The sequence below is a fragment of the Roseateles sp. genome (assembly GCF_039929605.1).
Classification (GTDB): Bacteria; Pseudomonadota; Gammaproteobacteria; order Burkholderiales; family Burkholderiaceae_C; genus Pelomonas.
In genome coordinates, this window is record NZ_JBDSQX010000168.1 from 1 (window position 1) to 25,429 (window position 25,429).

At 68.0% G+C, this 25,429-nt stretch carries 19 protein-coding genes and 1 tRNA gene; 5 read left to right on the plus strand and 15 right to left on the minus strand.

Annotation, left to right across the window (positions count from 1 at the left end; all coding sequences use genetic code 11):
• Positions 1–613 (plus strand): tetratricopeptide repeat protein (locus ABIS05_RS22680; RefSeq protein WP_348012070.1); only part of this gene is annotated, 613 nt, incomplete at its 5' end.
• On the opposite strand, the gene greB is transcribed toward ABIS05_RS22680, so the two are convergent.
• On the minus strand, positions 588–1,154 hold the full coding sequence (greB, locus tag ABIS05_RS22685; RefSeq protein ID WP_348012071.1) for a transcription elongation factor GreB: 567 nt from the start codon (positions 1,152–1,154) through the stop codon (positions 588–590). The two genes, ABIS05_RS22680 and greB, sit on opposite strands and share 26 nt — an antisense overlap.
• Before the next feature lie 15 nt (positions 1,155–1,169).
• Between greB and ABIS05_RS22690 the strand changes: the two genes are divergently transcribed.
• Positions 1,170–2,213: a CaiB/BaiF CoA-transferase family protein gene (locus tag ABIS05_RS22690; RefSeq protein WP_348012072.1), complete on the plus strand. Its 1,044-nt coding sequence runs from the start codon at positions 1,170–1,172 to the stop codon at positions 2,211–2,213.
• A gap of 68 nt (positions 2,214–2,281) precedes the next feature.
• Here ABIS05_RS22690 and ABIS05_RS22695 read toward each other — a convergent pair.
• From ABIS05_RS22695 to ABIS05_RS22750, 12 genes are all read right to left on the minus strand, one after another.
• Positions 2,282–2,358 (minus strand) — tRNA-Arg (locus ABIS05_RS22695).
• A 91-nt stretch (positions 2,359–2,449) separates the two neighbouring features.
• Positions 2,450–3,697, minus strand: coding sequence for a heme biosynthesis HemY N-terminal domain-containing protein (locus ABIS05_RS22700; RefSeq protein WP_348012073.1), 1,248 nt, complete (start codon positions 3,695–3,697; stop codon positions 2,450–2,452).
• Between the two features lie 2 nt (positions 3,698–3,699).
• On the minus strand, positions 3,700–4,764 hold the full coding sequence (locus ABIS05_RS22705) for a uroporphyrinogen-III C-methyltransferase (RefSeq protein ID WP_348012074.1): 1,065 nt from the start codon (positions 4,762–4,764) through the stop codon (positions 3,700–3,702).
• A gap of 88 nt (positions 4,765–4,852) precedes the next feature.
• Entirely contained in the window at positions 4,853–5,599 is a 747-nt protein-coding gene (locus ABIS05_RS22710) for a uroporphyrinogen-III synthase (protein WP_348012075.1), read from the minus strand.
• Positions 5,596–6,528: a hydroxymethylbilane synthase gene (gene hemC / locus ABIS05_RS22715; protein WP_348012076.1), complete on the minus strand. Its 933-nt coding sequence runs from the start codon at positions 6,526–6,528 to the stop codon at positions 5,596–5,598. Before hemC ends, ABIS05_RS22710 begins: the two co-directional genes overlap by 4 nt.
• Before the next feature lie 35 nt (positions 6,529–6,563).
• A complete protein-coding gene (locus ABIS05_RS22720; protein WP_348012077.1) occupies positions 6,564–8,801 on the minus strand; it encodes a DUF6445 family protein in 2,238 nt (745 codons plus the stop codon).
• Between the two features lie 13 nt (positions 8,802–8,814).
• A complete protein-coding gene (locus tag ABIS05_RS22725) occupies positions 8,815–9,798 on the minus strand; it encodes a cupin-like domain-containing protein (RefSeq protein WP_348012078.1) in 984 nt (327 codons plus the stop codon).
• Between the two features lie 5 nt (positions 9,799–9,803).
• Positions 9,804–10,499 (minus strand): SapC family protein, encoded by a 696-nt coding sequence (locus ABIS05_RS22730; RefSeq protein ID WP_348012079.1) that lies wholly within the window; start codon positions 10,497–10,499, stop codon positions 9,804–9,806.
• Positions 10,500–10,515: 16 nt separating this feature from the next.
• Positions 10,516–12,066: a tryptophan halogenase family protein gene (locus tag ABIS05_RS22735; protein ID WP_348063337.1), complete on the minus strand. Its 1,551-nt coding sequence runs from the start codon at positions 12,064–12,066 to the stop codon at positions 10,516–10,518.
• Positions 12,067–12,238: 172 nt separating this feature from the next.
• Positions 12,239–15,250, minus strand: a complete 3,012-nt coding sequence (locus ABIS05_RS22740; protein ID WP_348012081.1) for a TonB-dependent receptor — start codon at positions 15,248–15,250, stop codon at positions 12,239–12,241.
• Positions 15,251–15,768: 518 nt separating this feature from the next.
• Positions 15,769–16,458: a response regulator gene (locus tag ABIS05_RS22745; RefSeq protein WP_348012082.1), complete on the minus strand. Its 690-nt coding sequence runs from the start codon at positions 16,456–16,458 to the stop codon at positions 15,769–15,771.
• A complete protein-coding gene (locus ABIS05_RS22750; protein WP_348012083.1) occupies positions 16,455–17,906 on the minus strand; it encodes an ATP-binding protein in 1,452 nt (483 codons plus the stop codon). Before ABIS05_RS22750 ends, ABIS05_RS22745 begins: the two co-directional genes overlap by 4 nt.
• Positions 17,907–18,099: 193 nt before the next feature.
• Between ABIS05_RS22750 and ppc the strand changes: the two genes are divergently transcribed.
• Together ppc and ABIS05_RS22760 are read left to right on the plus strand one after the other, a co-directional pair.
• Positions 18,100–20,898, plus strand: coding sequence for a phosphoenolpyruvate carboxylase (ppc, locus tag ABIS05_RS22755; protein WP_348012084.1), 2,799 nt, complete (start codon positions 18,100–18,102; stop codon positions 20,896–20,898).
• Between the two features lie 74 nt (positions 20,899–20,972).
• Entirely contained in the window at positions 20,973–22,211 is a 1,239-nt protein-coding gene (locus tag ABIS05_RS22760) for a GGDEF domain-containing protein (RefSeq protein WP_348012085.1), read from the plus strand.
• A gap of 4 nt (positions 22,212–22,215) precedes the next feature.
• Here ABIS05_RS22760 and ABIS05_RS22765 read toward each other — a convergent pair whose 3' ends face one another.
• A complete protein-coding gene (locus ABIS05_RS22765; protein ID WP_348063339.1) occupies positions 22,216–23,283 on the minus strand; it encodes a glycine zipper 2TM domain-containing protein in 1,068 nt (355 codons plus the stop codon).
• Positions 23,284–23,476: 193 nt separating this feature from the next.
• Here ABIS05_RS22765 and ABIS05_RS22770 point away from each other — a divergent pair, with 193 nt between their 5' ends.
• Positions 23,477–24,214 (plus strand): alpha/beta hydrolase, encoded by a 738-nt coding sequence (locus tag ABIS05_RS22770; RefSeq protein ID WP_348012098.1) that lies wholly within the window; start codon positions 23,477–23,479, stop codon positions 24,212–24,214.
• Position 24,215: 1 nt separating this feature from the next.
• Here the strand turns inward: ABIS05_RS22770 and ABIS05_RS22775 are convergent, their stop codons facing one another.
• Complete coding sequence (locus ABIS05_RS22775; protein WP_348012087.1) at positions 24,216–25,421, minus strand: hypothetical protein; 1,206 nt, start codon at positions 25,419–25,421, stop codon at positions 24,216–24,218.
• Positions 25,422–25,429: the final 8 nt, after the last annotated feature.

Below are 25,429 nucleotides of genomic sequence, written 5' to 3' on the forward strand. Positions count from 1 at the left end.
CGGCACAACGCCCGACGCCAAGCGCGCGTTGGCGTATCTGCAGGCTGCCAGCGAGGCCGGTCATGTGCCCGCCCTCTTCATGCTTGGCCAGCTCTATCACCACCAACTGCCCCGCCAGCCAGACGGCGTCCCCCTCGACCTGAAGCGCGCCGGCGCCTATTACAGCGCCGCGGTCAAGGCCGGCCATCTCGAGGCGACCTATGCCGCCGCGCGCATGCTCGACCTCGGCGAAGGCGTCCCGGCCGCACCGGAGCGCGCCCTCGTGCTCTACAAGGACGCGGCGCTCAAGGGCCATGCCGACGCGCAGAACGCGCTCGCCACCTTCTTCTATCGCGGCGAGGTCGTCGAGCAGAACCTCGCCACCGCACGCCAGCTCTTCCAGGCTGCTGCCCAGCGCCGCCAGCCCGACGCGATGTTCAACCTCGCTGTCATGCTGGCCCAGGGCCAGGGCGGCCCGAAGGACCTGCCGTCGTCCTATGCCTGGCTCAGCCTGTGCAAAGCGGTCGGCCACCCGCAGGCCGAGGCGGCGCTGGCAAGCGTCTCAGCCAAGCTGACGCCCGAGGAGCGCGCCCGCATCGACGAGCTGATCAAGCCGAAGGCGCGGGGTAGCTGACGTCGACCACCTCGATGCGCTCGACGCCGACCGGCGTGACGAGTTGCAGTTCATCGCCGACCCGCGCCTTCAGCAGCGTGCGCGCAATGGGCGAAATCCAGCTGACCTCGCCGGCCAGGCTGTCCGATTCGTCGATGCCCTTGATCGTGATCGTCTTCTCCTCGCCCCTGGCGTTTGCGTAGGTCACTGTCGCGCCGAAGAAGATCTGGTCGCTGCCGTGATGGACGCTCGGGTCGGCAACCTCGGCGATGTCCAGCCGCTTGGTCAGGAAGCGCAGCCGGCGGTCGATCTCGCGCAACCTCTTCTTGCCGTAGAGGTAGTCACCATTCTCCGAGCGGTCGCCGTTCTTGGCCGCCCAGGAGACGATCTCGACGACCTTGGGCCGTTCGTCGTCCAGCAAGGTCATGAACTCCGCGCGCAGCCGGGCATAACCGGCCGGCGTCAGGTAGTTGCGCGTGCCGAGGGGCAGTGCAGGCAGCGAAGGTCCGTCGCCGTCATCGTCTTCCGGCCCATCGCTTTCCTTGGTGAATGCCTTGCTCATGCGAGCATTGTCGCCATGGACTCCTCACCCAGAAGCGGCCCGCTGGCTGGCCTGCACGTCATCGAAATGGCCGGCCTTGGGCCCTGCCCTATGACCGGCATGCTGCTGGCCGACCACGGTGCCGACGTGCTCGTCATTGATCGCCCCGGCGGCCAGGTGATAGCCACCGGCACGGCGCTGGACCGCGGCAAGCGGCGCATCTGCCTCGACCTGAAAACCGCTGCAGGCCTGGCCGACGCACGCGCGCTAATCGAGCGCGCCGACGCCCTCATAGAAGGCTTTCGCCCCGGCGTCATGGAGCGCCTCGGCCTCGGGCCTGCGACCTTCGAGGCCGGCCACCCACGCCTCGTCTACGGCCGCGTCACCGGCTGGGGCCAGACCGGCCCGCTGGCCCAGGCGGCGGGGCACGACATCAACTACGTCGCGCTGACCGGCGCACTCTCCATCGCCAGCCGCGCCGGTACCGCGCCCAGCCTGCCGGCCACGCTGATCGGCGACATGGGCGGTGGCGCGATGTTCCTTGCCTTCGGCCTGATGGCCGCGCTGTGGGCGGCCCAGCGCAGCGGGCGCGGCCAGGTGGTCGACGCGGCAATGGTCGATGGCGTCGGCCTGCTGTCCAGCCTGCTGCACTCGCTGCGCGCGGCCGGCCGCTGGAGCGACGAGCCGGCGCAGAACTTCTTCCTGCACAGCTCGCCCTTCTACGACTGCTTCGAATGCGCCGACGGCCGCTTCGTGTCGCTCGGTGCGCTGGAGCCGCAGTTCTACGCGGAGCTGATGCAGCGCCTCGGGCTGAGTGATGTCGACCCCGCCGCCCAGCACGACCAGCGCCAATGGCCGGCGCTGCGCCAGCGCGTGGCCGCGCGCATTCACGAGAAGACCCGCGACGAGTGGGCCGCACTGCTGGAAGGCAGCAACGCCTGCTTCGCACCGGTGCTGACGTTGGCCGAGGCGCCGCTGCATCCGCATGCGCAGGCACGCGGCAGCTTCACGCAGACCGACGACGGCCACTGGCAACCGGCCAAGGCGCCACGCTTTTCTGGCTCGTCACGAAGCGACTGAGGTTTTCGACCGCATAAGGAAAAACGCCCCGGAGCAAGCTCCGAGGCGTTTCCATTTCTTCTTGTTTTTGGTGCGGCTGGCAGGATTCGAACCCACGACCCCTTGGTTCGTAGCCAAGTACTCTATCCAACTGAGCTACAGCCGCTGAAGCCTCACAGTATAGCCAGATTTGCAGACCCTCAGCAAGAGTTGGCTGATTATCCTGAAAATAGTTCCGGCGCAGCCCAGCCCGCGGCTCAGGGCAGGCGCGCTGCGGCCTCGAAGCAGCGGGCGCGGCGGAGTTCGTCGCCTTCCTGCTCGGCTAGCGCCGCGAGCGCCAGCCAGCTGCGCCTACGCGAAGCGCTGGGCATGGCTGCGTCATCGGCGACGACTTCGAGCATCAGGCGGGCCTTGCCCCAGAGTTGGCGCTCGGCCAGCGCATGGCCCAGCGCATAGGCCAAGGCGCGTTCGCGCGGGAAGCGCGACTGGGCCGATTCCAGGCGCTGCAGCCAGTCCGGCCCGCAGCCGGCCAGCACTGGCACCAGCGCGATGGCGAGCTCGCCACGGTCGTCGGGGTTCACATCGCCCAAATCGTCGAAGAACGGCCGCAGCCAGCCACGGCCGTCGTCCGGCGCGCCGAGTTGGCCGGCGCACTGGGCCGCACGGGCGGCGACGAGCGGATCGCGGCGGTCGGCCGGGTCGAGCTGCAGCCAGACGGTGCGGAGCTGGTCGACATCGCGGGTGCCGTCCAGCGCCTCGAAAGCCAGCGAGCGCAGCAGCCCCTGTGCAGCGACCTTGGAGAAGGCCTGGTGCTTGGCGAGCAGACGGGCCGTGCGCAGCGCGTCCAGCGGCTGGCGGGCCAGCCGCGAGGCCTGCAGGCGCAGGCGCAGCGCCTGAGTGCGGCGGGCGACGCCAGGGGGCAGCTCGCCAAGCACGGCCAGCGCGCGTGGGGCATCGCGGTCGTCCAGCGCCCATTCCGCGGCCAGCAGACGGGCGCCGTCTTCATGGGCGCGGGCGCCGCCGCTGCGGCGGGCCAGTTCCAGCGCGCGGTTCAGTTGTTCGTCGCGATGGCGGCGGTCCTGAAGGCGGTGGGCGCTGGCGGCAGCGAGCAGATGAGCGAGGGCCATGAAGGACTGGTCAGCCGCCAGCTCGGGCGTGGCGGACTGGATGCTGAGCGCCTTCTGTGCCGCCTTCTGCGCTCGGCTGAAGCGGGCGCCGAAGAGTTCGACAAGAGCCTCGCGCAGCGCGAGCTGGGCGTTGCGCTCGCGCTGGGCCAGGCGCCACTCGCGGGCGCGCTTGGGCAGGGTCGTCAGCGCCTCGATGGCCTGGATGGCGGTGACCAGAGCGAAGCAGCTCGCGACGAGGAGCAGCAGGAAGAGGTTGAGCGAGATGTCGAGCCGCCAGCCGGCCCAGTAGAAGCTGGCGAGACCGTCGTTGGAACCCAGCGTCAACGCGGCAACGACGGCCGCGACGAACAGCAGGACCAGCCAGATGACGAGGCGCATGGTCAGCGCCCCGCTGCTGCTGTCAGTGCCGCCAGCGTGTCATCCGGCCGCGGCACCGTGACCTGGCGCGCCTGGCCGGCGACCTGGCGCAGCAGCTCGGCCACGCTCGTCACCTTGCGTGAGCGCGTGTCGAAGTAGCGGTTGAGCATGTCCTGGCTGTCGCGCAGGTCGGACTGTGCCGTGTCGAACTGGCGGCTCAGCAGGGCCAGGCGGGCGTTGAGCAGGCGCAGCTTGAGGTTTTCGCGCAGGAAGAAGCTCTGGTCGGGCGAGACGAGCGCGGCCTCGGGGTGGGCGATGCGGGTCACGCGCAGCAGCGTGCGCGCCTCGCCCCAAGCCACGCCGGTCCAGCTGGACAGCTGCTGGGTGGCCTGCCACCACCACAGCGACAGCCGGCCTTCTGCCGCGGCGGCGGCCTGTTCGCGCTGCAGCCTGAGCACGCGCTCGCGGTCCTTGGCGGCGGCGTCGGCGCGGCGCTCTTCGCGCGGGCTGACGCCGGCCTCACCGCCGGAGACCAGCGGCAGCTCGTCGGCCATGCGGACGACCTCGTCGAGCTTGATGGTGAGCGTCGACACGTCGACGACGGCGACCGACTTGACGCGGTCCAGGTCGCGCGCGACGGCGCGGCGTATGCCCTCCATGCGCGGCTGCTTGTAGCGCAGCAGGCGCTCATCAGCCTGCTTCAGCGTGGCCACCAGAGGCTCCGCGCTGCCGGTGATCTGGGTCTGCTGCAGCGCGACGCGGATGGCGGCCTCAATGTCGCCGACGACGTTCTCGTCGCGCGAGCGGGACATGGACTGGATCAGCTCCTCCAACTGACCACGCTGCAGGGCCACCTCGGCCAGGCGCGCCTCCAGCAGCGAAACCTTGGCGGCGGTGTCACGCACCAGCTCGCCCGCCTGCTTGGCGGCCAGACGGGCCTCGGTGGCCTGGGCCTGGCTGGCTTCCTGGCGGCGCACCAGTTCCTGCTCCAGCGACTGCTGGCGCGACAGGCTCTGCCAGGCCAGCACGACACACAGCAGCACGGCGGCGCCCAGTAGCGCAAGCAGCCAGGGTAGCCAGGCTGGCACAAGGGGGGGCGGCGGGGGCGGCGGGGCCACGGGCGGGGCCGCAGCAACAACAACGGGAATCGGCTCGATCACAGTGCGTCGGATTCTGTCAGACGGCCTTCAGGGCCTGAGTCACCGCTTCAGGGTCCGGTCGCGCCAAAACCACAGGCGCGAACCCGGCGGCGCGCGCCGCCTCGGCAATGCGCGCATGGGTGGCGATGGCGCGCTGACCCGTCAGCAGGCGCCCCTGCAGATGGCCGACGGCCTCGGCGCTGCTGAACAACCAGACATGAGCCTGCGGGCGGGCCAGCACGTCATCGAGCAGCGCCCGTTCGGCGGCGTCGAAGCGCGGGCCAGTGCGGTGATAGACGGTGACGGCCTCCACGCAGGCGCCCGCCTCGGCCAGGCGCTCGGCCAGCCACTCGCGGCCACCATCGCCGCGCAGCAGCAGCACACGGGCGCCGGCCCAGTCGCGCCGGGGCGACAGTTGCTCCCAGAGGTGTTCGGAGTCCAGGCTGGCGGCGTCTGTGGCGGGCTGGACGATGTTGGCCAGCGGCACGCCCTGCTCAGCCAGCGCCTGGGCGCTGCCGGGGCCGACGCAGGCCGCGAGCGTGTGCTCCGGCCAGGCGCCATCGGCGTGGGAGAAGAAGTGCTCGACGGCGTTGGGGCTGACGAAGACGGCCAGGTCCACGGCCGCCAGCGCGCACCAGGCGGCCCGCACCGGGCCGGGGTCGCGGGCCGGAAGGATCTCGATCAGCGGCAGTGCCCGGGCGTCGACGCCCAGTGCAGCCAGCCGCGCCAACCACGCCGCGCACTGGGGGCGCGGGCGGGTGACGATCAGCGTCGGTGCTGTCATCCAGGCAGGTAGGAGCCGGCACCCAGGTCGCGCAGACGCGCGGCGGCTTGCTCGCCCAGTGCGCGGGCTGCGGCCACGTCGGCCACCCCGGCGGCGACGCCGGTGCGCAGCAGTGGCGAGGTGTGGGCCTCGGCATGGCCAAGCGCCGCGTCCAGGCACAGCGTGGTGCCCTGCCAGCGGGCATGGGCCGCCAGCGGCAGGCTGCAGCTACCGCCCAAGGCGCGCGACACGGCGCGCTCGGCCTCGCAGGCGAGCTGGGTCGGCGGGTGGGCCAGCTTGGCGAGCGCCTCGGCCAGGGCAAAGTCGTCCGAACGGATCTCCAGGCCCAGGGCGCCCTGCCCCGCGCAAGGCAGCATCTGGTCGATCTCGAACAGCGCACGCATCCGGTGGGCGAGGCCCAGGCGCTTGAGGCCCGCCGCCGCCAGCACGATGGCGTGATAACCGCCTTCGTCGAGCTTGCGCAGGCGCGTGTCGAGGTTGCCACGCAGCGGCTCGACGCGCAGGTCGGGCCGCAGGCTCAGCAATTGCGTCACGCGGCGCAGGCTGGAGCTGCCGACGACGGCGCCCTGTGGCAGCTCGGCGACCGATGCGAAATCGTTGGAGACGAAGGCGTCGCGCGGGTCCTCACGCTCCAACACGGCGGCCAGCACAAAGCCCTCGGGCAGCTCCATGGGCACGTCCTTCAGCGAGTGCACGGCGAGCTGGGCGCGGCCTTCGGCGAGGGCCGCCTCCAGCTCCTTCACGAACAGGCCCTTGCCGCCGACCTTGGAGAGCGCGCGGTCGAGGATCTGGTCGCCGCGTGTGGTCATGCCCAGCAGCGTGGCGGTGATGCCGAGTTCGTTAGCCAGGCGAGCTTGCACGTGCTCGGCCTGCCACAGCGCGAGGCGGCTCTCGCGCGTGGCGATGGTGATGGAAGTGGGAGTCGTCATGTGGCCTCGATTATCGAGGCCATGCGACCAGGCTCTCAGAGCCGGCCGCTCTTGAAGAAAGCGTTGATCGTCAGCCGGCCCGGGCCGTCGCGGTAGGCAGCAGGCGATGCGCCGCGGATGTCACCGGAGTGGAAGATGCCACCGTCGTAGAAGACGGCGCGGTTCCATTTGGCGGGCACGCGGCCGATGACCTCGAAGTAACGATTGCTCTCGGTCATGTAGGCGGGCGGGATGCCGTATTTGTCGCCGAAGGCGCTGGCGTCCAGCGTGTTGGAGTCGCGCATGAATTGCGCGGTGTCGCCGTCGGTCATCAGCGAGCGGAAGAAGACGGTGCCACCGAGTTGCTCGTCCTTGAAAAGATAGTGCACGGAGGCCGACACCATGTCGCTCGGGGCGACGACGGAATCGTCTCTGTGGCAGATGCGCTGGCGAGCGTCGAGCGTCGCGGCGTCCTGCACGACCCGCGAGAAGCGGCCGAACATGCCCTGAGACGCACCGAGCCGCAATGGCACGCGCAGTTGCTGACGAAAGAAGCCGTCCAGTTCGGCGGCCATGCCGTCAGGCAGCGCGAGCTGCGGGCCGGGATACGGATGGCCCGCCGGTGTCTGGAACTGGTCCGCCGCGGCTTGAGCCAGCGCGACGAGCGCGTCCGGGTCTTGCACGAAGTCGTCGACGACGTAGACCTTGGCGCCGCCGGCCAGCTCCACGACGTCCAGCCGCGCGTTCGGGTTGATGCGCAACGCTGGCGCGCCTGCCGCCGGCTTGGCCATCGGCATATCGGGCCTGGGCGCGGGGCAGTACTGGTTGATGAACTGCTGGTGCTTGGGCAGTTTCATCATCGTGCGCGCCGCTTCCTTGCGGATATCGCCGAGGAATTCCGCGAGGCTGCGGTCGTCCATGTTGCGTGTGATGGGGTGGTGGCTGGCAGGCACGATGCCCTGGCCCATCATGACCTGCACCCACGAGTTCTCGGCGAACAGCTCGCCCTGGCGCAGCATGATGCGCGCGGTGTCGCGGAAGTGCTGGATGCGGTGCTTGAGCAGCGGCGGCACCTCCATCTCACGGCAGTCGCGCCAGAACTGCGAGTCGTCGCGGTTGGTGACGTGGTAGTGCAGGATGATGAAGTCGCGAACGATCTCGATCTGCTCGCGCGTCTGCAGGTTGTACTCGTCGATGTCGCTCTGGCGGACGCCGTCGGTGGGGAAGAGTTCGATGAGCCGGGTCAGGCCCTTCTGGATGAGGTGGATGCTGGTGGACTCGATCGGTTCCAGGAAACCGCTGGACAGGCCTATGGCCACGCAGTTGTTCTTCCAGACCTGCTCGCGCTGGCCCGGCGTGAACTTGATGACGCGCGGCTGGCGCAGCACCTCGCCCTGCACGTTGGCAAGCAGGGCCGCCTTGGCTTCGTCGTCGCTTATGTGCTTGCTGCTGAACACGACACCGTTGCCGACGCGGTGCTGCAGCGGAATGCGCCACTGCCAGCCCCAGGGGTGGGCGATGGCGCGGGTGTAGGGCACCGGTTCGCCGACAAGCGTGGTCTGCACGGCCACCGCGCTGTCGCAGGGCAACCAGTGCGACCAGCTCTCGTACGGCACGCCGAGCGTCTCGCCGATGAGCAGCGCGCGCATGCCGGTGCAGTCGATGAAGAAGTCGCCTTCGATCAGCGCGCCGCCGTCGAGTTGCAGGCCGGTGATGTCGCCGCTGGCAGCATCGGTGTGGACCTTGGCGATCTTGCCTTCGATGCGCTGCACACCCAGGTTCTCGGCAAAACGGCGCAAGTATTGGCCGTAGAGCGTGGCGTCGAAGTGGTAGGCGAAGTTGAGGCCGTTGTCCGGCAGCAAGGCGAAGCGGTTGTCCATCGCCGCACGCAGTTCCAGGCAGTAGTCGCCGTAGTCGCTGGCCAGGCCGCGCTTGCGGGCTTCGAGCCAGAAGTGGTGGAAGCCGGCGGTCCAGTGGCCTTTGCCGGTCTTGCCGAAGGAGTGGAAATAGTTTTCGCCGACGTTGCGCCAGTTCTCGAAGCTGATGCCGAGCTTGAAGGTGGCTTGCGTGGCCTTGACGAATTCGTTTTCGTCGAGGTCCAGGATCTGGTGCAGGATGTGCAGCGTCGGGATGGTGGCCTCGCCGACGCCGACGGTGCCGATCTCCTCGGACTCGACGAGGCGGATGTCGATCTGCTTGCCCAGGCATTTGGACAGGCCGGCCGCGACCATCCAGCCGGCGGTGCCGCCGCCGGCAATGACGACGCGACGGATGGGTTTGGGTGCGGTGGTCATGAGGGCTTGGGCCTTATCTTTTGAGCCGGTTTTGCAGCAGCGTGCGCAGCTGGCGGGCGCTGGCGTCGTTCATCGGCGCGAGGATGCCGCGAGCAGCTGGCGGGATGTGGGCCGCCGTCTGGTCGTCGGCGTCGAAGACGTAGTGGTCGAACAGCACGCGCCAGGCATCGCGCTGCGCCGGCGGCAGGTCGCGCAGCGACAGCAGCGCCATCATCAGCGTGTTGAGCGGCGTGTCCATGAAGGGCGGCGATTGCCGCCACCAGAAATTCACGAGCGCGCTGATGGGCTCCAGCGACTCCACGCCATGCCACCACTGGCTGGGGATGAAGAGCGCATCGCCGGGCAGCAGTTCGAAGGTCTGCACGTGTTTGAGCGCCTCGGCATAGCGCGGGAAGCGTTCAAAGTCAGGCCGAGCATGGTCCACGAGGCTGATCGGCTGGCCGGCGGGTGTCAGATCCAGCGGGCCGATGTAGAGATTGGCGACCTGCTCGGGCGGGAACAGCGTGAAACGGCGCCGGCCGGCGACGACGCAGGCGATGTTGTCGGGCAAGTCGAAATGCGCGGCCACCTGCATGCGGTTGCCCAGCCACAAACTCACCATTGGGTTGAAGCCGGCCAGCACGGTCAGGTCGTTGGGTTGGCGCAGGCCGGGGAAGCAATGGTCGATGTCGGTCGAGCCGAGGTAGAGGGCGTCGGGCGTGCCGGCAAGCAACTCGTCCAGCAGCGCCCCGAAAGTGTGGACCTCACGCTGGAAGTTGAAGTCGCTGAAGTCGGCGTTGTAGAAGAAGCGCCCGGCAATCTCCGGCGCGCCTCGCCACAAGCTCAGTCGCGTGCTGGCGCCAAAGCCCCGCAGGTAGTCGCAGAAGTCGACGTTGGAACGCAGCGCCGCCTGCACGATCGGCCAATGCCGCACCAGCCCACGCAGCACCACGGGCTGGGTGGACTGCAGCACGTCTGCCGGGATCGCCTCGGCGCTTACATCGCTGCGCTCCGACATCCTTTTCAGACCTCGCGGGCGAGGTGGCGCTTGATCAGCTTGGTGAAGTTGGACAGCGAAGCAATGGCCATGTAGATCGGCTGCAGATAGTCGGCCTGGTGCAGCAAGCCCACGGTGGCGCCATTCAGCGCAGCAAGGCGCTCTTCGTGGAGGATGTAGTAGCCGACGAGCTGCCCGCGCGAGCCGTCGGGGCGCTCCACGTCCAGCACGAAGGACTCGAGCAGATCGTGCCTCATGAGGGTCTGGACGAAGTCGGTCGTCGCCTCGAAACCCTCGTGCAGCGTGCGCAGCACGGAGTTCGCGTGCTCGGCAAGGTCAGTCGTGCCGCCTTGCGGCAGGAAGACGGCCTCTCCCTCGGCGCCATGGCTGATGCGCTTGCTGTCCATGTCGACCATCATGCGCAGTTCGTCGTCGGCGATGCCGATGGAGAACGGCAGGCGCTGCACGGACAGCGGCAGGTAATCGGCGTCCCAGCCTTCATCGGTGAGGAACAGGTTCTCGCCTTCCTGCAAGCCGAACAGCGCGGCCGGCACAAAACCGCCCTTGCCATCCGGCTGGAAGACGATGGGGTAATGCGCCTGGAGCTTGCGGAACTCGTCGGCAGTGACGGGGGCGGACATGATGTCGTCGCCCCACTTGGCGCCGCGCTGCGTGATGACGCGCAGGTCCTTGTGCTGGATGTTGTTGAGCAGTTGCAGCATGGGTTGGGTCAGGGAGTCACGCGGCCGGCGGCATGCCGTGGTCGCGGATATGTTGGATGAGATCGCGGTGGCGGGGCAAGCCGCCCAGCAACCGCCGGGTGATTGTCGTCACGTCCTTCAGGCCGGCTTCTGCCGCAGCCCGCTGGCCGGCACGCAGAGCCCGCAGCGCTGGCTTGAACTGCATGCCGTAGAGCACGTACTGGTAGCTCGCCGAGGGGAACACCTCCTCGTTGCGATAGAAGTCGTTGCGCGACGGCGCGCGGTGAGCCCAGAGTTGCAGCAGTTCGCGCAACGACTCGGGTTGCGTTGCAGCGCTGCGGTGCTCGCGCCAGTAATCGGCGTCGTCGCGGCGGCTCAGCACGTAATGCAGCTTCAGGAAATCGATGATGCGCGACCAGCGATACGCAAAGCCCTCGTTGAAGCGCTTCGCGACGAGATCCATGTCGGCCCGGTTGGCGGGCATCTCGTCGCGGATCATCGCGGCCGACAGTTCAACCAGCGCCAGCGCGGAGGCCTCAAGGGGCTCGATGAAGCCGGCCGACAGACCGACGGCGACGCAGTTGCGGTGCCAGAAGTGTTCGCGGTAGCCCGGGCTGAAACTCAGTCGCCGCGGCGAGACATCGGCCTGCGCCAGCCCGCTGCGCTGCAAATAGGCCAGCAACGCCCGCTCGGCGGCCGCGTCGCCGGTGTGGCTGCTGGAATAGACCAGGCCGATGCCCCGGCGGTCGGGCAGGCCGATATCCCACGTCCAGCCCTCGGCATGAGCCGTGGAGACGGTGGCTGACGCGAGCGGCGCCCTGGCATCGGCATGCGGCACCTGCACGGCGAGCGCACGGTCGTTGAACAGGACGCCCTTTTCGGAGCGTAAACCGACGCCGTAGTGCTGGCCGAGCAGCAGACTGGCCAGACCGGAGCAGTCGATGAAGAGATCGCCTTGGAGGTCGCCATGCGTGCGGGTCGCCAGTGCCGCGATGTCGCCGTTCTCGTGTGAGCGAACGGCGGTGAAGTGGTCCACCACATGGCGGACGCCGAGCACCGTCGTCGCATGCCGGCGCAGCAGATGCCCGAGCTTGACCGCGTCGAAGTGGTAGCCGTAGTTGAGGACGCCGCCAAAGTCCGGCGTCGTCGTCTGCTTGGGCGCTAGGCGCGCATCGCACACCTGCGGCTGGGCGCTCACGCTGTCGGCAAACACCTGCTCGCCGCGCGCTTCCAGCCAGGCACCAGCCAGGTCGACCTCGCCATGGCCGTGAGGCAGCGTGAACGGGTGGTAATACCGATCACCGGCACCGCCGTGCAGCCAGCCGTCGAAGCAGGAACCCTGCTTGAAGGCGGCGTCGCATTCGCGGATCAGGTCGACTTCACTGAGGCCGATGCGATGCAGGGTGGCGCGCATCGTCGGCCAGGTGCCCTCGCCGACACCGATAGACGGCACGTCGGGCGACTCAATCAGCGTGATCTGCAATGCGTCGGGCGCATCACCGCCCAGTTCGGCGGCCAGCGTCGCAGCGGTCAGCCAGCCGGCCGAGCCGCCGCCAAGCACCACGATGCGTCGAACAGCTGTCGTCAACTCGGAATTCATCCCGGAAAGTATGGCCGTGCGGGTGCCAGGCACGCCGCAAAGGCCGAGGAATTCTGCAAAGAAGTTTGGCCGAGGTGGGCGTTGCGCGCCCGCCTCGGCCAATGTGGGTCGCCCGGCGAACAGCCCCGAGGGGCGGTTACCGAGCGGCAGTCCTCATCGCTCAGAAGCGATAGCGAGCACCGATCAGGTAACGGCGGCCAGTCTGGATGGCGGAGATGATCTCGTTCTTGCTGCGGCCATGGGTGCGGATGTAGCCATCGTTCAGGTTCAGCAAGTCGAGCTGCAGAGTCAGGTTCTTGCCCCACTTGTAGCCGATGCCCGCATCAAGCTGACCATAGGCCTCGGTGTACCGCGGGTTTTCGCCGTTGTCTTTACCCAAGAGGAACGAATCGCGCCAGTTGTAGGCGGCACGAATCGACCACTGGTCGTTTTCAAAGAAGCCCACCAAGTTGGTGGAATCGCTGACACCCGGCAGAGGGGACTGCACATCGGTGCTTGACGCATCGGTGCGGTACTTCAGGCCACTGCGGACCAGGGTGTAGTTGCCGGACACGCCGAAGCCACTGGTACCGAACATGTGCTGGAAGTTGAACTCCAGGCCCTTGATGTTGTCGCCACCGGCATTGGACGGCGTCGTGATGTCGAAGATCAGCGGCTGGGCGCCGGCGACCGTGCCCGCAATGTTGCCCTTCAGGAAGGTCGGGTCGCTGGCATCGGTGATCGTGACGCCCGGCTGGCCGTTGTAGTTCTTGAAGATGTAGTTGCGCAGCAGCTTGGGACTGTCAGCAGGAATACCCGACGCCCGGGCAGCGTCGAAATACGTGCCGCTGGCAGGCTGATTCAGGCCGGCGAACGTTTGCGGAACCGTCTTCGTGGTGAAGAAGTCGCTCACCTTTTTGTAGAAGACGCCCGCTGCCACATACGACGACTTGGCGTAGTAGTACTCGGCGGACAGGTCCAAGTTCTTGGACTTCAGCGGCTTCAGTGCCGGGTCACCGGTCGAGCCGGCACCGTGGATGTTGTAGCGGCCCGAGTTTGCGTTCAGAGCGACACCGCCCAGCATGTCGCCGAAGTTCGGGCGACCGATGTTGACACCGTAGCTCGCACGCACCTTGATATCGGGTGTCAAGTCGGCATCCCAGTCGATGCTGGGCAGCCAATAGCTGTACTTGCCGTCCTTGGTACCGAAGGTCGTGGTTGCGCCATCGAGCCTCACCTCGTTTTCCGCATACCAGGTGGTGGCGTTGTAGGAGGTGACTTGTGACGAGGACGTGATCTTCGTCTGCTCATAGCGCAGACCGACCGACAGGTTCATGGGGATGGACGTGTCGAAGGCGTGGTCCCACTGACCGAAGGCCGAGGTCGACTTCTCGGTAGTGCGCCAATCGTTGCCGTTGGTGAAGTCGGTATACGGCTTGAAATAGGCGTCTGCCTCTGCCGCGCTCAGCCCGCCAGTGCCCGCAAGCGACGTCGGACGATAGGTCTGCGCGTTCTTGACGGCCTGCGCACGCAGTTGGTTGAAGTCAGGCACGAAGAACGTCGGGAACTGGCGCGAGTCGCTGCTGCCGGGAATCCGGCCGTAGAAGCTGGCGATGTTGTACTGGGCCACGGTCATGTCTTTGAACGTGCCTTGCGGGCCGATGCCACCCCAGTCGCCGTGGAAGTTGTTCGAGCCGGCGGAGCGATTCTTCAGCTTGGTGAAACCAAGACCCGCCAGCAGCTTGTCGTCGGCGCTCAGCTTGTAGGTGCCGCTGGCCTGGACTTGGTCGACGTCCTGATAGGAAATGTTGTTGGTGAACTGCGAGCCCGTGACCGTGGTCTTGCTGGAGTCGTACTTCAAGCCGGGCGACTGCATGACCGGGAACTTCTGGTCGTAGTACATCGTCGTGTTGCCCTGGTTGAACATCGCCAGGTCAATGACGTTGGTGTCGCCATAGGGGCTGTCCGGATTGGTCCGGGACGTCGAATGGTGAGCGTCGACATCAAAGTTCAGCTTTTCACTGACCTTCCATGCAGCATTGAAACCGGTGGAGTTCAGCTTGGTCTTGACTGCCTGCTGGGCAACGTACATCGCGTAGTCGTGCGTGCCGTCCCACGTGGCCGTCTGGATGATTGGGTCGTAGACCTTGCCGGTCGCAACGAACGTCGTCGGCGGCTGGCCATTCAAGGCGCCCGAGTACGAAGGGCCGAACCAGGAGGAGTTCTCAACGGCGTTCTGCTTGGTCGCGTTGATGGCAATCGTGTGGTCCACCGTGAACTTCAGGTCCTTCGTCGGGGCGAACTGCAGAACGGCCTGACCGTTCCAGCGCTCGCGCTCCAGATCGGTCACGCGGTAACGCACGTCATTCGTGTGCGTGACGTAGTTGCCGACGCCGGGGAAATTGACCAGGTTGCCGGCGGGAACGCCGTCATACGCCGTGTCCTTGGCAGGGTTTCCGGCTGCGGTCGAGGTGGGCTGCGTTTGCCAGCCGTTGCCCGTGAACGCGTTGTTGGAGCCGGAGTTGCGCTTCGAGTAGTTGCCGCTGATCGAGATGCCGAGCGTGCGGTCCCCGAAGGTCGTGCTGTAGATGCCGGAGATTTCTGGCGTGACCTTCGAGCCCGCAATCTCGCCCGGCAGGCGGCCAATCGACTGGTCATAGTTGGCCTTGATGCCGATGCTGGCGATGGTTTCGCGCACATCCAGCGGCCGGGCCGTCTTGACGTTGATGGTGGCGCCGATGCCGCCCGTCGGGGACGAGGCACGAGCGGTCTTGTACACCTCCAGCGCGGAAACCGAGTCGGAGGACAAGTTGGCAAAGTCGAAGGCGCGGCCGGCATTATTGGAGGTCGGCATCTGCCGGCCGTTCAGCAGCACCATGTTGAACTGCGGGCCGACGCCGCGAACGGTGACTTGCGAGCCTTCACCGCTCATGTTGCGGTCGATGGACACGCCAGCGATGCGCTGCATCGATTCGGCAAGGTTGGTGTCGGGGAACTTGCCGATGTCTTCAGCAACGATGCCGTCGACCAACCCGCGAGACTCACGCTTGAGGGTGACAGCGCTGTCAAGCGCTCTGCGAATACCCGTGATGACGACGGTTTCAAGTTGGTTCGCCTCGGCGGGGGCAGCAGCCTGCTGGGCTTGGACGGCACCAGCACCGGACAGTAGCGCCAGCGTGGACGCCCATGCCACAGGGTGAAGCCGCGCACGTGCAGCTTGCCGACGGGTTTTGGAAATCTGGGGGTGTTTCAATTTTGTCTCCTTGCATGCTTGGCCCAAGGCTGAGCCGATTGACGACGTCATGCGTGGCCTATTGGTATCAAGAATGTTAGCGTTAACAAACAGTCTCTGAAGTTGTTGCCACTTCAAGCGCGTGACCGTACTGTATTTTTTTGCCTTGTCCAGTTCTGCTGGGGTTTACACGCGTTCTGGCGGCGCTTTCACGCAATACGCAACACCCCTTCCGCGCGTCCGATTCAAGGCGTAACCATGCCGTCGGACGGACATGGCCCCATCTTTTCCGAATAGGCGTGGTAGCGATCTCACGAGCCTTCGCGCAGATCGAATGCTAACGATTGGTCCGAAATAGACAACGCTGTCAAAGATAGTCGCTCCCGTTGGGGCTTGCATCGGGTTTATGGCAAGCACCGAGGCCGGCGGCCCACGTTGGAAGACCTCAGTGGCCCTAAAGGCCCGGAGGGGGGCTCTCCTCAGGCCAAGTCCAGCCGGTAGCCCACCCCGTACACGGACGTGATGCACGCCTGCCCCGGCTGCAACGCGGCGAGCTTGCGGCGGATGTTCTTCACGTGGCTGTCGACGACGCGATCGGAGACGTCGCGGAAATCCTCGTGGATGAGGTCCAGCAACTGGGCCCGCTCGAACACCCGCCCCGGGTGCTGCAGCAGCTGGCGCAGCAGACGGAACTCCACCGGCGTCAGCGACATGGCCTGCTCCTGCCAGAGGATGCGCTGGCCGGCTTCGTCGACCGCAAAGCCGCCCGCCACCGGCACCAGCGTCACCGGCGCGAGCCGGCCCTGGGCGCGGCGCAGCAGCGCCTTCACGCGGGCGATCAGTTCGCGCGGGCTGAAGGGCTTGCAGACATAGTCGTCCGCGCCCAGCTCCAGGCCCAGCAGTCGGTCCAGCTCGTCAACACGGGCGCTGTTGATCAGGATGGGCACGTCGCTGAAGGCGCGCACGGCGCGGCAGACTTCCAGCCCGTCCAGGCCCGGCAGCATGACATCCAGCAGCACGGCCGCCGGCATCGGCCCGGTCTTGAGCCGTTCCAGCGCCTGCCGCCCGTCGGCCAGCCATTCGCTGCGAAAGCCTGCGGCGTGCAGGTAGTCGCGCACCACGGCGGCCAGCTTGGGTTCGTCCTCGACGACGAGAATGAGTTCATTCACAGGGCGCCTCCCTTGTTCGGCGTCAGCGGCAGCGTCAGCACGATGGCCAGGCCGCCCAGCGACGACGGCTCGGCGCGCAGCCGCCCGCCATGCTCCTGCGCGATGGCCTTGGCGATGGCCAGGCCCAGGCCGGAGCCGCCGAAGGCGCGGCTGCGCGAGGGGTCGGCGCGGAAGAGCGGGTCGAAGAGGCGCTCCAGATCGCCCTCGGGCACACCGGGCGGCGTGTCGTCCAGGCGGATCTCGATGGCGCCGCCCAGCGAACGCGCCCTTACCTGCACCAGCCCCGGCGCCTCGGTATAGCGCAGGCTGTTCTCCAGCAGGTTGCCCAGCAGCTGCAGGATGCGCACCGCGTCCCACTGCGCGGCCGGCAGTACCTGGGAAAGCGGCCCCTCGATGACCAGGCCCAGCGCCTTGGCTCGCGGCGCGATGCGTTCGACCGCGGCCTGCAGCAAGGCCGCCGGCGCGACAGCCTCGAACTCACAGGGCAGCGAACGCAGCTCCGACGTGGCCAGCAGGTGGAAGTCCTCGACCAGGCGCGACAGCCGCTTGATCTCCTCCTGCAGCGATGCCAGCGCCGCGCGGTCCAGCGGGCGGATGCCGTCCACCAGCGCCTCCACCTCGCCGCGCAGCACGGCTAGCGGCGTGCGCAGTTCGTGCGACAGCTCGGCAATCCAGCGCTGCCGGCTCGTCTCCAGCCGGGAGAGCGCCCCCGCCATCGCGTTGATGTCGCCGTGCAGCGCGGCGATCTCGCTCGCACCACCGGTTTGGGGCGCGGGCAGGCGCACGCCAAACTCCCCGGCCGCAATGCGCCGAGCGGCCACTTGCGCCTCGGCCAGCGGCCGCGCCCAGCGCACAGCGACGACGCGGGCCAGCACCAGCGCGATGACGAGCACGCCACCGGCCACCGCCGCGAGGCCGACGTACTGCCGGCTCAGGAAGCTCGCATCCACGCCCTCGGCCGGCCCGGCGCGCTCGGCCAGGCGCAGCACCGCCACCGTCTGGCCGTTGAGCTTGACGACGCGGGTCTGGCCCGGCCTGTCCAGCGTCTCGCCGCGGCCGGCCAGCGGCGTCACGCCATCGGCCGCCAGCACGACGACACGCGGGCCGAAGTTGGACGGGTCACGCCGAGGCGGCGGCGGGTCACGCCGGGCCTCGCGCGGTGCCGGGCGATCCTCAGGGCCGTCCTGCGGGCCGCCGCGCGTGGCGACGACACGAGACGCCTCCAGCCAGGTCCGCAGCGCGGGCCGCCAGTCCTGCGGCGTGCCGCCACGCTGGGCCAGGTCACGCTCGGCCGCGTCCATCAGCCGCGCCAGGTGCTCGCCGTCCTGCGCTTGCAGATAGTCCGAGAAGCCGGCGCGCAGGTTCCAGACGACAAGGCCGGCCATGGCAGCGACGGCCGCCAGCGCCGTGGCGATGAGAAGCAGGGAGAGCTGATGGACGAGACGCATACGCGCATCTTGCCGGGCGACTGTGGAGGCGCCATCCACAGTCCTCCATCGTCGGCCTACCGTCGGCCGCAATCCCCCGTAACCGCAGCAACAACCCGACGACCGGAGGGCCGTTTTAAGGAAGAAACTGCTAGAGTCATATTTAGGTAACTTCGTTACCTTTTTTAATCTCACCTTTTCCCGGACGACCGCCATGCCCTCACGAGCCGCTCCTGCCCGCCCCGAAATCGACAAAAAGGCCGACAAGAACGAACCGCTGGTGGCCGATATCCGGCTGCTCGGTCGCATCCTCGGCGACGTCATTCGCGAGCAGGAGGGCCGCGAGGCCTACGAGCTGGTCGAGCGCATTCGCCAGCTCGCCGTGGCCTATCGGCACAAGCACGACAAGGAAGCCGGCAAGCGCTTCGACAAGCTGCTGAAGAGCCTCTCGGGCGACCAGGCCGTCAGCGTCATCCGCGCCTTCAGCTATTTCTCGCACCTGGCCAACATCGCCGAGGACCGCCATCACATCCGCCGCCGCGACGTGCACGAGCGCGCCGGCAGCCTGCAACCCGGCTCGCTGGCCTACTGCCTGGAGCATCTGCACGAGGCCGGCATCCGCCCGACCGAGATCGCCGACGTGCTCAAGCGCGGCTACATCTCGCCGGTGCTGACGGCTCACCCGACCGAAGTACAGCGCAAGAGCATCCTGGACGCCGAACGCGCTGTCGCCGGCCTGCTGGAGGCGCGTGACCGCGCAGGCACGGATCGCGAGCTGCGCGACGTCGAGCCGCTGCTGCGCGCCCGCATCACCCAGCTCTGGCAAACGCGCATGCTGCGCTACTCCAAGCTGACGGTGGCCGACGAGATCGAGAACGCGCTGTCGTACTACCAGGCGACCTTCCTGCGCCAGATCCCCAAGCTCTACGCTGAGCTGGAAGAGCACCTCCCCGGCCAGACGCTGCCCAGCTTCCTGCGCATGGGCCACTGGATCGGCGGCGACCGCGACGGCAACCCCAACGTGGGCGCCGCCACGCTCAAGCGCGCCATGCAGCGCCAGAGCGAGGTGGCGCTGCGCCACTACCTGACCGAGCTGCACGAACTGGGCGCGGAGCTGTCCATCTCACTGCGCCTGACGGGCGTGTCGGCCGACATGCAGGCCCTGGCCGAGCGCAGCCCCGACCAGAACGCCCACCGCATGGACGAGCCCTACCGCCGCGCGCTGACCGGCATGTACGCGCGCCTGGCCGCCACGCTGCACGAGCTGACCGGCACCGAGGCGCTGCGCCACGCCGTCGCGCCGCAGGACCCTTACCGCTCGCCTGATGACCTGCTGGCCGACCTGCGCGTCATCGAGGCATCGTTGAAGAGCCACCACGCGCAAGCGCTGATCGCGCCGCGCCTGAGCCCGCTGATCCGCGCGGTGCAGGTGTTCGGCTTCCACCTCGCGACGCTGGACCTGCGCCAGAGCAGCGACCAGCATGAGCTGGTGCTGGCCGAGCTGCTGACCGTCGCGCGCATCGAGTCCGACTACTCGGCGCTCGATGAAGCCGCCAAGCGCGAGCTGCTGCTGAAGCTGCTGAACGACGCCCGCCCGCTGCGCGTCATCGGCGCGACGTATTCCGACAAGGCGCTGTTCGAGCTCGCCACCTTCGAAGCCGCCCGCGAGGCCCTGGCCCGCTTTGGCCGCGAGGCGCTGCGCCACTACATCATTTCGCACACCGAGTCGGTGAGCGACCTGCTGGAGGTGGCACTGCTGCTGAAGGAGACCGGCCTGCTGCGCGGCGTGCTGGCCGAGTACGCGGTCAGCGACCTCATCATCGTGCCGCTGTTCGAGACCATCGGCGACCTGCGTATCGCGCCGGACATCATGCGCGAGTTCTACGCGCTGCCCGGTGTGCGCGGCCTCATCGACCGCAGCGGCGGCGAGCAGGACATCATGTTGGGCTACTCCGACAGCAACAAGGACGGCGGCATGTTCACGTCGTCCTGGGAGCTCTACCGCGCCGAGATCGCACTCGTCGAGCTGTTCGACGAATTGAAGCGCGTCGGCCCCATCACGCTGCGCCTCTTCCACGGCCGCGGCGGCACGGTCGGCCGTGGCGGCGGCCCGAGCTACCAGGCCATCCTGGCCCAGCCTCCGGGCACCGTGAACGGCCAGATCCGCCTGACCGAACAGGGCGAGGTGATCGCCTCCAAGTACGCCCACCCGGAGATCGGCCGGCGCAACCTGGAGACACTCGTCGCCGCCACGCTGGAGGCCACCTTGCTGCACCCCACGCAGAGCGCGCCCAAGAGCTTCCTGCAGGCGGCGCAGACCCTGTCCGACGCCAGCTTTGCGGCCTACCGCGGCCTGGTCTACGACACGCCCGGCTTTGCCGACTTCTTCTTCGCCAGCACGCCCATCCGCGAAATCGCCGAGCTCAACATCGGCTCGCGCCCCGCGTCCCGCAAGGCCACCCGCGCGATCGAAGACCTACGCGCCATCCCCTGGGGCTTCTCCTGGGGCCAGGCCCGCGTGGCCTTGCCGGGCTGGTGCGGCTTCGGCTCCGGCGTGGAGGCCTTCCTCGGCGAGGAGCCCGCGCAGCGTGCGAAGAACCTGGCCCTGCTCAAGCGCATGCTCAAGGGCTGGCCGTTCTTCCGTGCGCTGCTCTCCAACCTCGACATGGTGCTGGCCAAGGCCGACTTGGCCCTGGCCGAGCGCTACGTCGAACTGGTGGAAGACAAGAAGCTCGGCAAGCGCATCTTCGCGGCCATCCGCGCGGAGTTCGACCTCACCCGCGCCGCGCTCAGCCTCATCACCGGCGACGACAACCGCCTGGCGGCCAACCCGTCGCTGGCGCGCTCCATCGAGCACCGCTTCCCCTACATCGACCCGCTCAACCACCTGCAGGTCGAGCTGATGCGCCGCTACCGCCACATCTCGGCGGACGACCCGGCCATGGAGCGCGTGCAGCGCGGCATCCACCTGTCCATCAACGGCATCGCGGCGGGGCTGCGCAACACCGGCTGATGCACATGCCGGGCGTGAATCGTTAGGGGCTGACCTGGGGCTGATCGGGCCAGATTCGCGCTTAGAGTGGCGGCATGGGCTTGAGATGGCGTTCTGAATACCTGCTGCTGCTGCTGGTGCTGTTGAGTTTGGCGGCGGTGCAGTTTTCCGATCTGCTGCTGGGCCGCACTCGCGTCATCGTGCCCGGTGAGCATGTTCACGTGAAACTGGCGTCAGACCAGCTCAACGGCGGCAACTCCGAGATCGCGCAAGGGCCCGGCCCCGGGCTGAACGTGGCATGCACACTGCGCGAACGCTACGCCTATCCCTATTGCGCCATCGCACTGGAGTTCGATCAGAAACGGCTCAAGGGCCTCGACCTGAGCGAGGTGCAGCGGCTGCGGCTGTGGGTGGACTACCAGGGTCCTGGCACCACGCTGCGGATGCTGTTGCGCAACGCCAACCCGGCCTACGGCATCGCGCCCACGGCCGCCGAGGCCACCAAATACAACCAGATCGAGATCAATGCCACGTCCATCGTGAACGGTTCCGTGGAACTGGACCTGGCGAACTTCGTCGTGGCCAATTGGTGGATGGCGCAATTCCACATCCCGGCGCACCTGAGTCGGCCTGAGTTCACCAACGTCGTCGCGCTGGAAGTCAGCACCGGCACCGATGCGCCGCCCGGCAACTACCGCTTCGTGCTCCGCAAGATCGAGCTCGAGACGCAATGGCTGTCCACCGAACGCTGGTACCTGGGCATCATCAGCCTCTGGTTGGGGCTGGCCCTGCTGTATCTGCTGCTGCGCGTGGTCCACCTGCAAAGGCGCGGCCGCCAACTCGCACGCATGGTCAACACCGACGCGCTGACGGGCGCCCTCAACCGCAAGGGCCTGGAGGGCGCGCTGCAGCGGGCGCTGGCCGACTGGCGCGAACACCGCCATGCGATCGGGCTGGTGCTGATCGACATCGACCACTTCAAGGCCGTCAACGACAGCCACGGCCACCAGGCCGGTGACCGGGTGCTGGCCGGTCTTGCGGAGCTGGTACGCAGCCGTGTGCGCGGCCAGGACCTGCTCGGGCGCTGGGGCGGTGAGGAGTTCCTGCTGATCTGCCGCGACACCACCCTGACGCAGGCGGTGGCGATTGCCGAAAAACTGCGCGCGCTCGTGGCGGCGCACGACTTCGGCGGCCTGCACATCACCGCCAGCTTCGGCGTTGCCGCCATGGACGACAGCGAGCGGCCGCCGGACCAGTTCTTCGCCGCCGCAGATGCAGCCCTCTACCGAGCCAAGGGCCAGGGCCGCAACCGCGTCGTCGGTGAGGGCGCCTGACGACTCAGCGCTGCAGCTCCAGCGTCTCGCCGACGACGCGCACGCGGTCGCCAACGCGCAGGCTCGGCGCCTCCGTGTAGACCACCGTCCGCTGCATGCCGTCGTTCATGCGCACCACGACTTCGTACTGCGTGCGCTGGTTGTTGCGCCGCTGGATCTCGCGGCCCAGCAGCGCGCCGCCCACGGCACCCACCACGCGCGCTGCGGTGCGACCGTCGCCCTTGCCAATCTGGTTGCCCACCACGGCACCGAGCACACCGCCCGCCACCGTGCCCAGCACCTTGCCCTCGCCGTCGACCACCACCTCGTTCACCGCCTGCACGGTCGCGCAGTCGATGCAGCTGTCGTAGCCGGCCCGGCGGGCGCGCAGGTCGACGTTGGCGTAGGCATTGGCCACACTCGTCTGCGCCGTGCGATTGGCCAGGCGCAGCTGCGCCACCAGCGGCTGCTGCGTGTCCACCCAGGCGCCCTGCGGCAGCACATAGGTGCCTGAATATTCGCCCGCGCGCACCTCGTCCAGCACGACATTGCGGGCCTGGCTGCCCTGCAACTGCACCGACGCCTGACCGCCCGGCGTGCCGCGCAAGGTGTAGCGCAGCGCCTCCGTGCGCCCGCGCCCCGGCTCGCGCGCCACGTTCAGCGACTGGATCTCCGGCAGCGCGGCTACGCCCGGCACCGGCCAGCCACTCTGCAGCGCCTCGCCCAGCATCGCCGTGGCCACGCGGTTGCCCTGGCGCAGGTTGACATGCACGCGCGACTCCTGGCCGATGCGATCCGAGCGGCCCACCGTGTAGATGCCCTGGTAGCGCCCGGCCGTTGTTTCGTCCAGCCGCACGCTGCGCCTGCTGCCGTCGATCTGCAGCAGCACCGCCGCGCCCGGCGTGCCCCAGACCGTGAAGTTCAGCTCCGCGCCTGGCTCGAGGCGGTCGACCTGCTCCACGTCGAAGCCGGTCACTCGCAGCGCCGCAGCTTGCGCGGTTCGCTGCGGCGTTGCCGCTTCGGCCACGAGCGGTGAACCTGCCAACAACGCGCAGGCCAGGGCCGCAGCGGAAAATTGCATGGCGTGCTTCATGGCGCGCTCCTGAGTTTTTAAGGAAGCTCAGACTAGGCGCCGAGCCTGCGGTTCAGATATCGGCCCAAGGCCAGCCCTGCGGTAGGCGCCGGCCTACAGTGCGGGGCAATCTTCCGGAGTCCTCATGTCACCCACGCCCACGCCCGTCGTCTGCCTGCACTCCAGCGGTGCCGGCGGCAAGCAGTAGCGCCGCCTGGTCACCGAAGGCGGCCCGGGTTGGACATGGCACACGCCCGACTTGATGGGCCACGGCGGCAGCCCTGGCTGGCCCGATGGCGTGGCCAGCCGCCTGTCCGTCGAAGCCGACAACGTATTGGCCGGCCTGGACCTGCCGCCCGACCAAACTTTCCATCTGGTGGGCCACAGCTACGGCGCTGCCACGGCACTGCAGATTGCGCTGCAGCAGCGCCACCGCGTGCGCTCGCTGACGCTGTACGAGCCGGTCGCCTTCGGCCTGCTGCCGGCGCTGGGCGAGGACCTGCCCGAACAGCAGGAAGCTTGGCAGGAAGCCCAGCAGGTCGCCGCCGCCGTGGCCGCAGCGCTGGACCGTGGCGACCTGGATGACGCGGCACGCGGCTTCGTCGGCTACTGGCAGGGGCGCGACGTCTGGCCCGAACTGGACGCCGCCCAGCGCGCCCGCCTGGCCGAGCCCATGCCGACGATCAGGCGCCACTTCGAGGCCCTGGCCGCCGCGCGCTGGAGCGATGCCGAACTGGCCACGCTGCAGATGCCGGTGCGCCTGATCTGCGGCGGCGCCACGCGCGCCAGCGCACGGCGCGTGGCGCAGACGCTGGCCGCGAAGCTGCCGCATGTGCAACTGGTGGGGCTGGAAGGCGTTGGCCACATGGCGCCGATTGCCGAAGCAGAGCGGGTCAATCCGTTGATCCTGGACCACTTGCGCACGGTGCAGGGCGCGTCGGCCGCCGGCTGATTCAGCGCGCCGGCTGAAGGGGCGGCAACAAAGCCAGGGCCATCGCGAGTTCCCCGGAAGCGGCGCGTTCGATGGACAGCCGCTTCAAGCGGCGCATGGAGTCGCAATCCACGTTGAAATCTTGTATGGCTCGTTCAACGAATCGGTCTTGTGCCGCCTTGAGCGTCGCTGCGTCATGAGCCTGCTGCTCGCGAGGCACGCCCGCGCGTTCGGCCAGCTTCAGCGCTATCTGTGCGTCGGTGATGTCTGTCGCATTCGCCAGTGTCTGGCTTGCCAACGCGCGGCAATGTCTGAGCCGAGTCGCATCGCGCAGTCCGTCACCCTTGCAGACCCGCAGTGGCGCACTGACGTCAAGGCCCGGCATCGCCGCGTCGATTCCGATGACGACAACCAATGCGTGGCCCAGGGCTGCGGCATCCGGCAAGACATCCGCCACCGCCGCGGCCTGCGCCTCCAAAAGGAAAGATCCGCGTGACAGGCGCGTCCGGACGGCAGCCTCTGCCAGCGCGGCATCCACGCCGACGGCGTCGTTGCGCAGATGAGCAGCCTCCATCAGCCGCAGCCAGGGGCGCGCATCAGTCGGGTCCAGTTCTGCCCAGCGGCGTGGATTCAGCAGCGCGCAATTCGGCGTGCCTCCGCCGAGTCCACCGCATGCCGTCAAGGCCATCTGGTAGGCCTGTGGATCGGTGCTCCGTTCGGCTAGCAAAGCTGCGCCATCGCGGTCCTGCATCAGCAGCCGGGCGGCGACCTGCTGGCGGTCATTGCCCGCAGCCAGACGCGCGGAGATGCGGGCCAGCCCGGCGGCGCCGATGCGCTGCGTCTGTTCGTCTATCTCCTGCATCTGCGCCTTGCCAAATACCGGGTCGGCCTTCCAGCGCCGCAGCTCGTTCGCCGGCACCCGCCGCACGCCACAGACATCCAGCCCCTCTGGCGGGATCTGCATGTCCTCCGCATCCGGCCCCGCCCCAGTCGCCGCCACGGCAACAGCGGGCGAAGAAGCTCGACTGCTGGACGACACCGCAGCAGCGCCGGAAACCGCAACCATCGGGCCAGCCGATGCAGCAGCAACGGGCATCGCCGGACCGCCCGCCTGGACTGCCACGGTCCGCGCCCGCCAATGCGCCAGCGATCCCCCTGTGGCCGCAGCGACGATGAGAAGGAAGGCCGCCACGGCGCGTTTGCTCGGCGCGGTCATGCGTTCGCTCACGCTCTCAG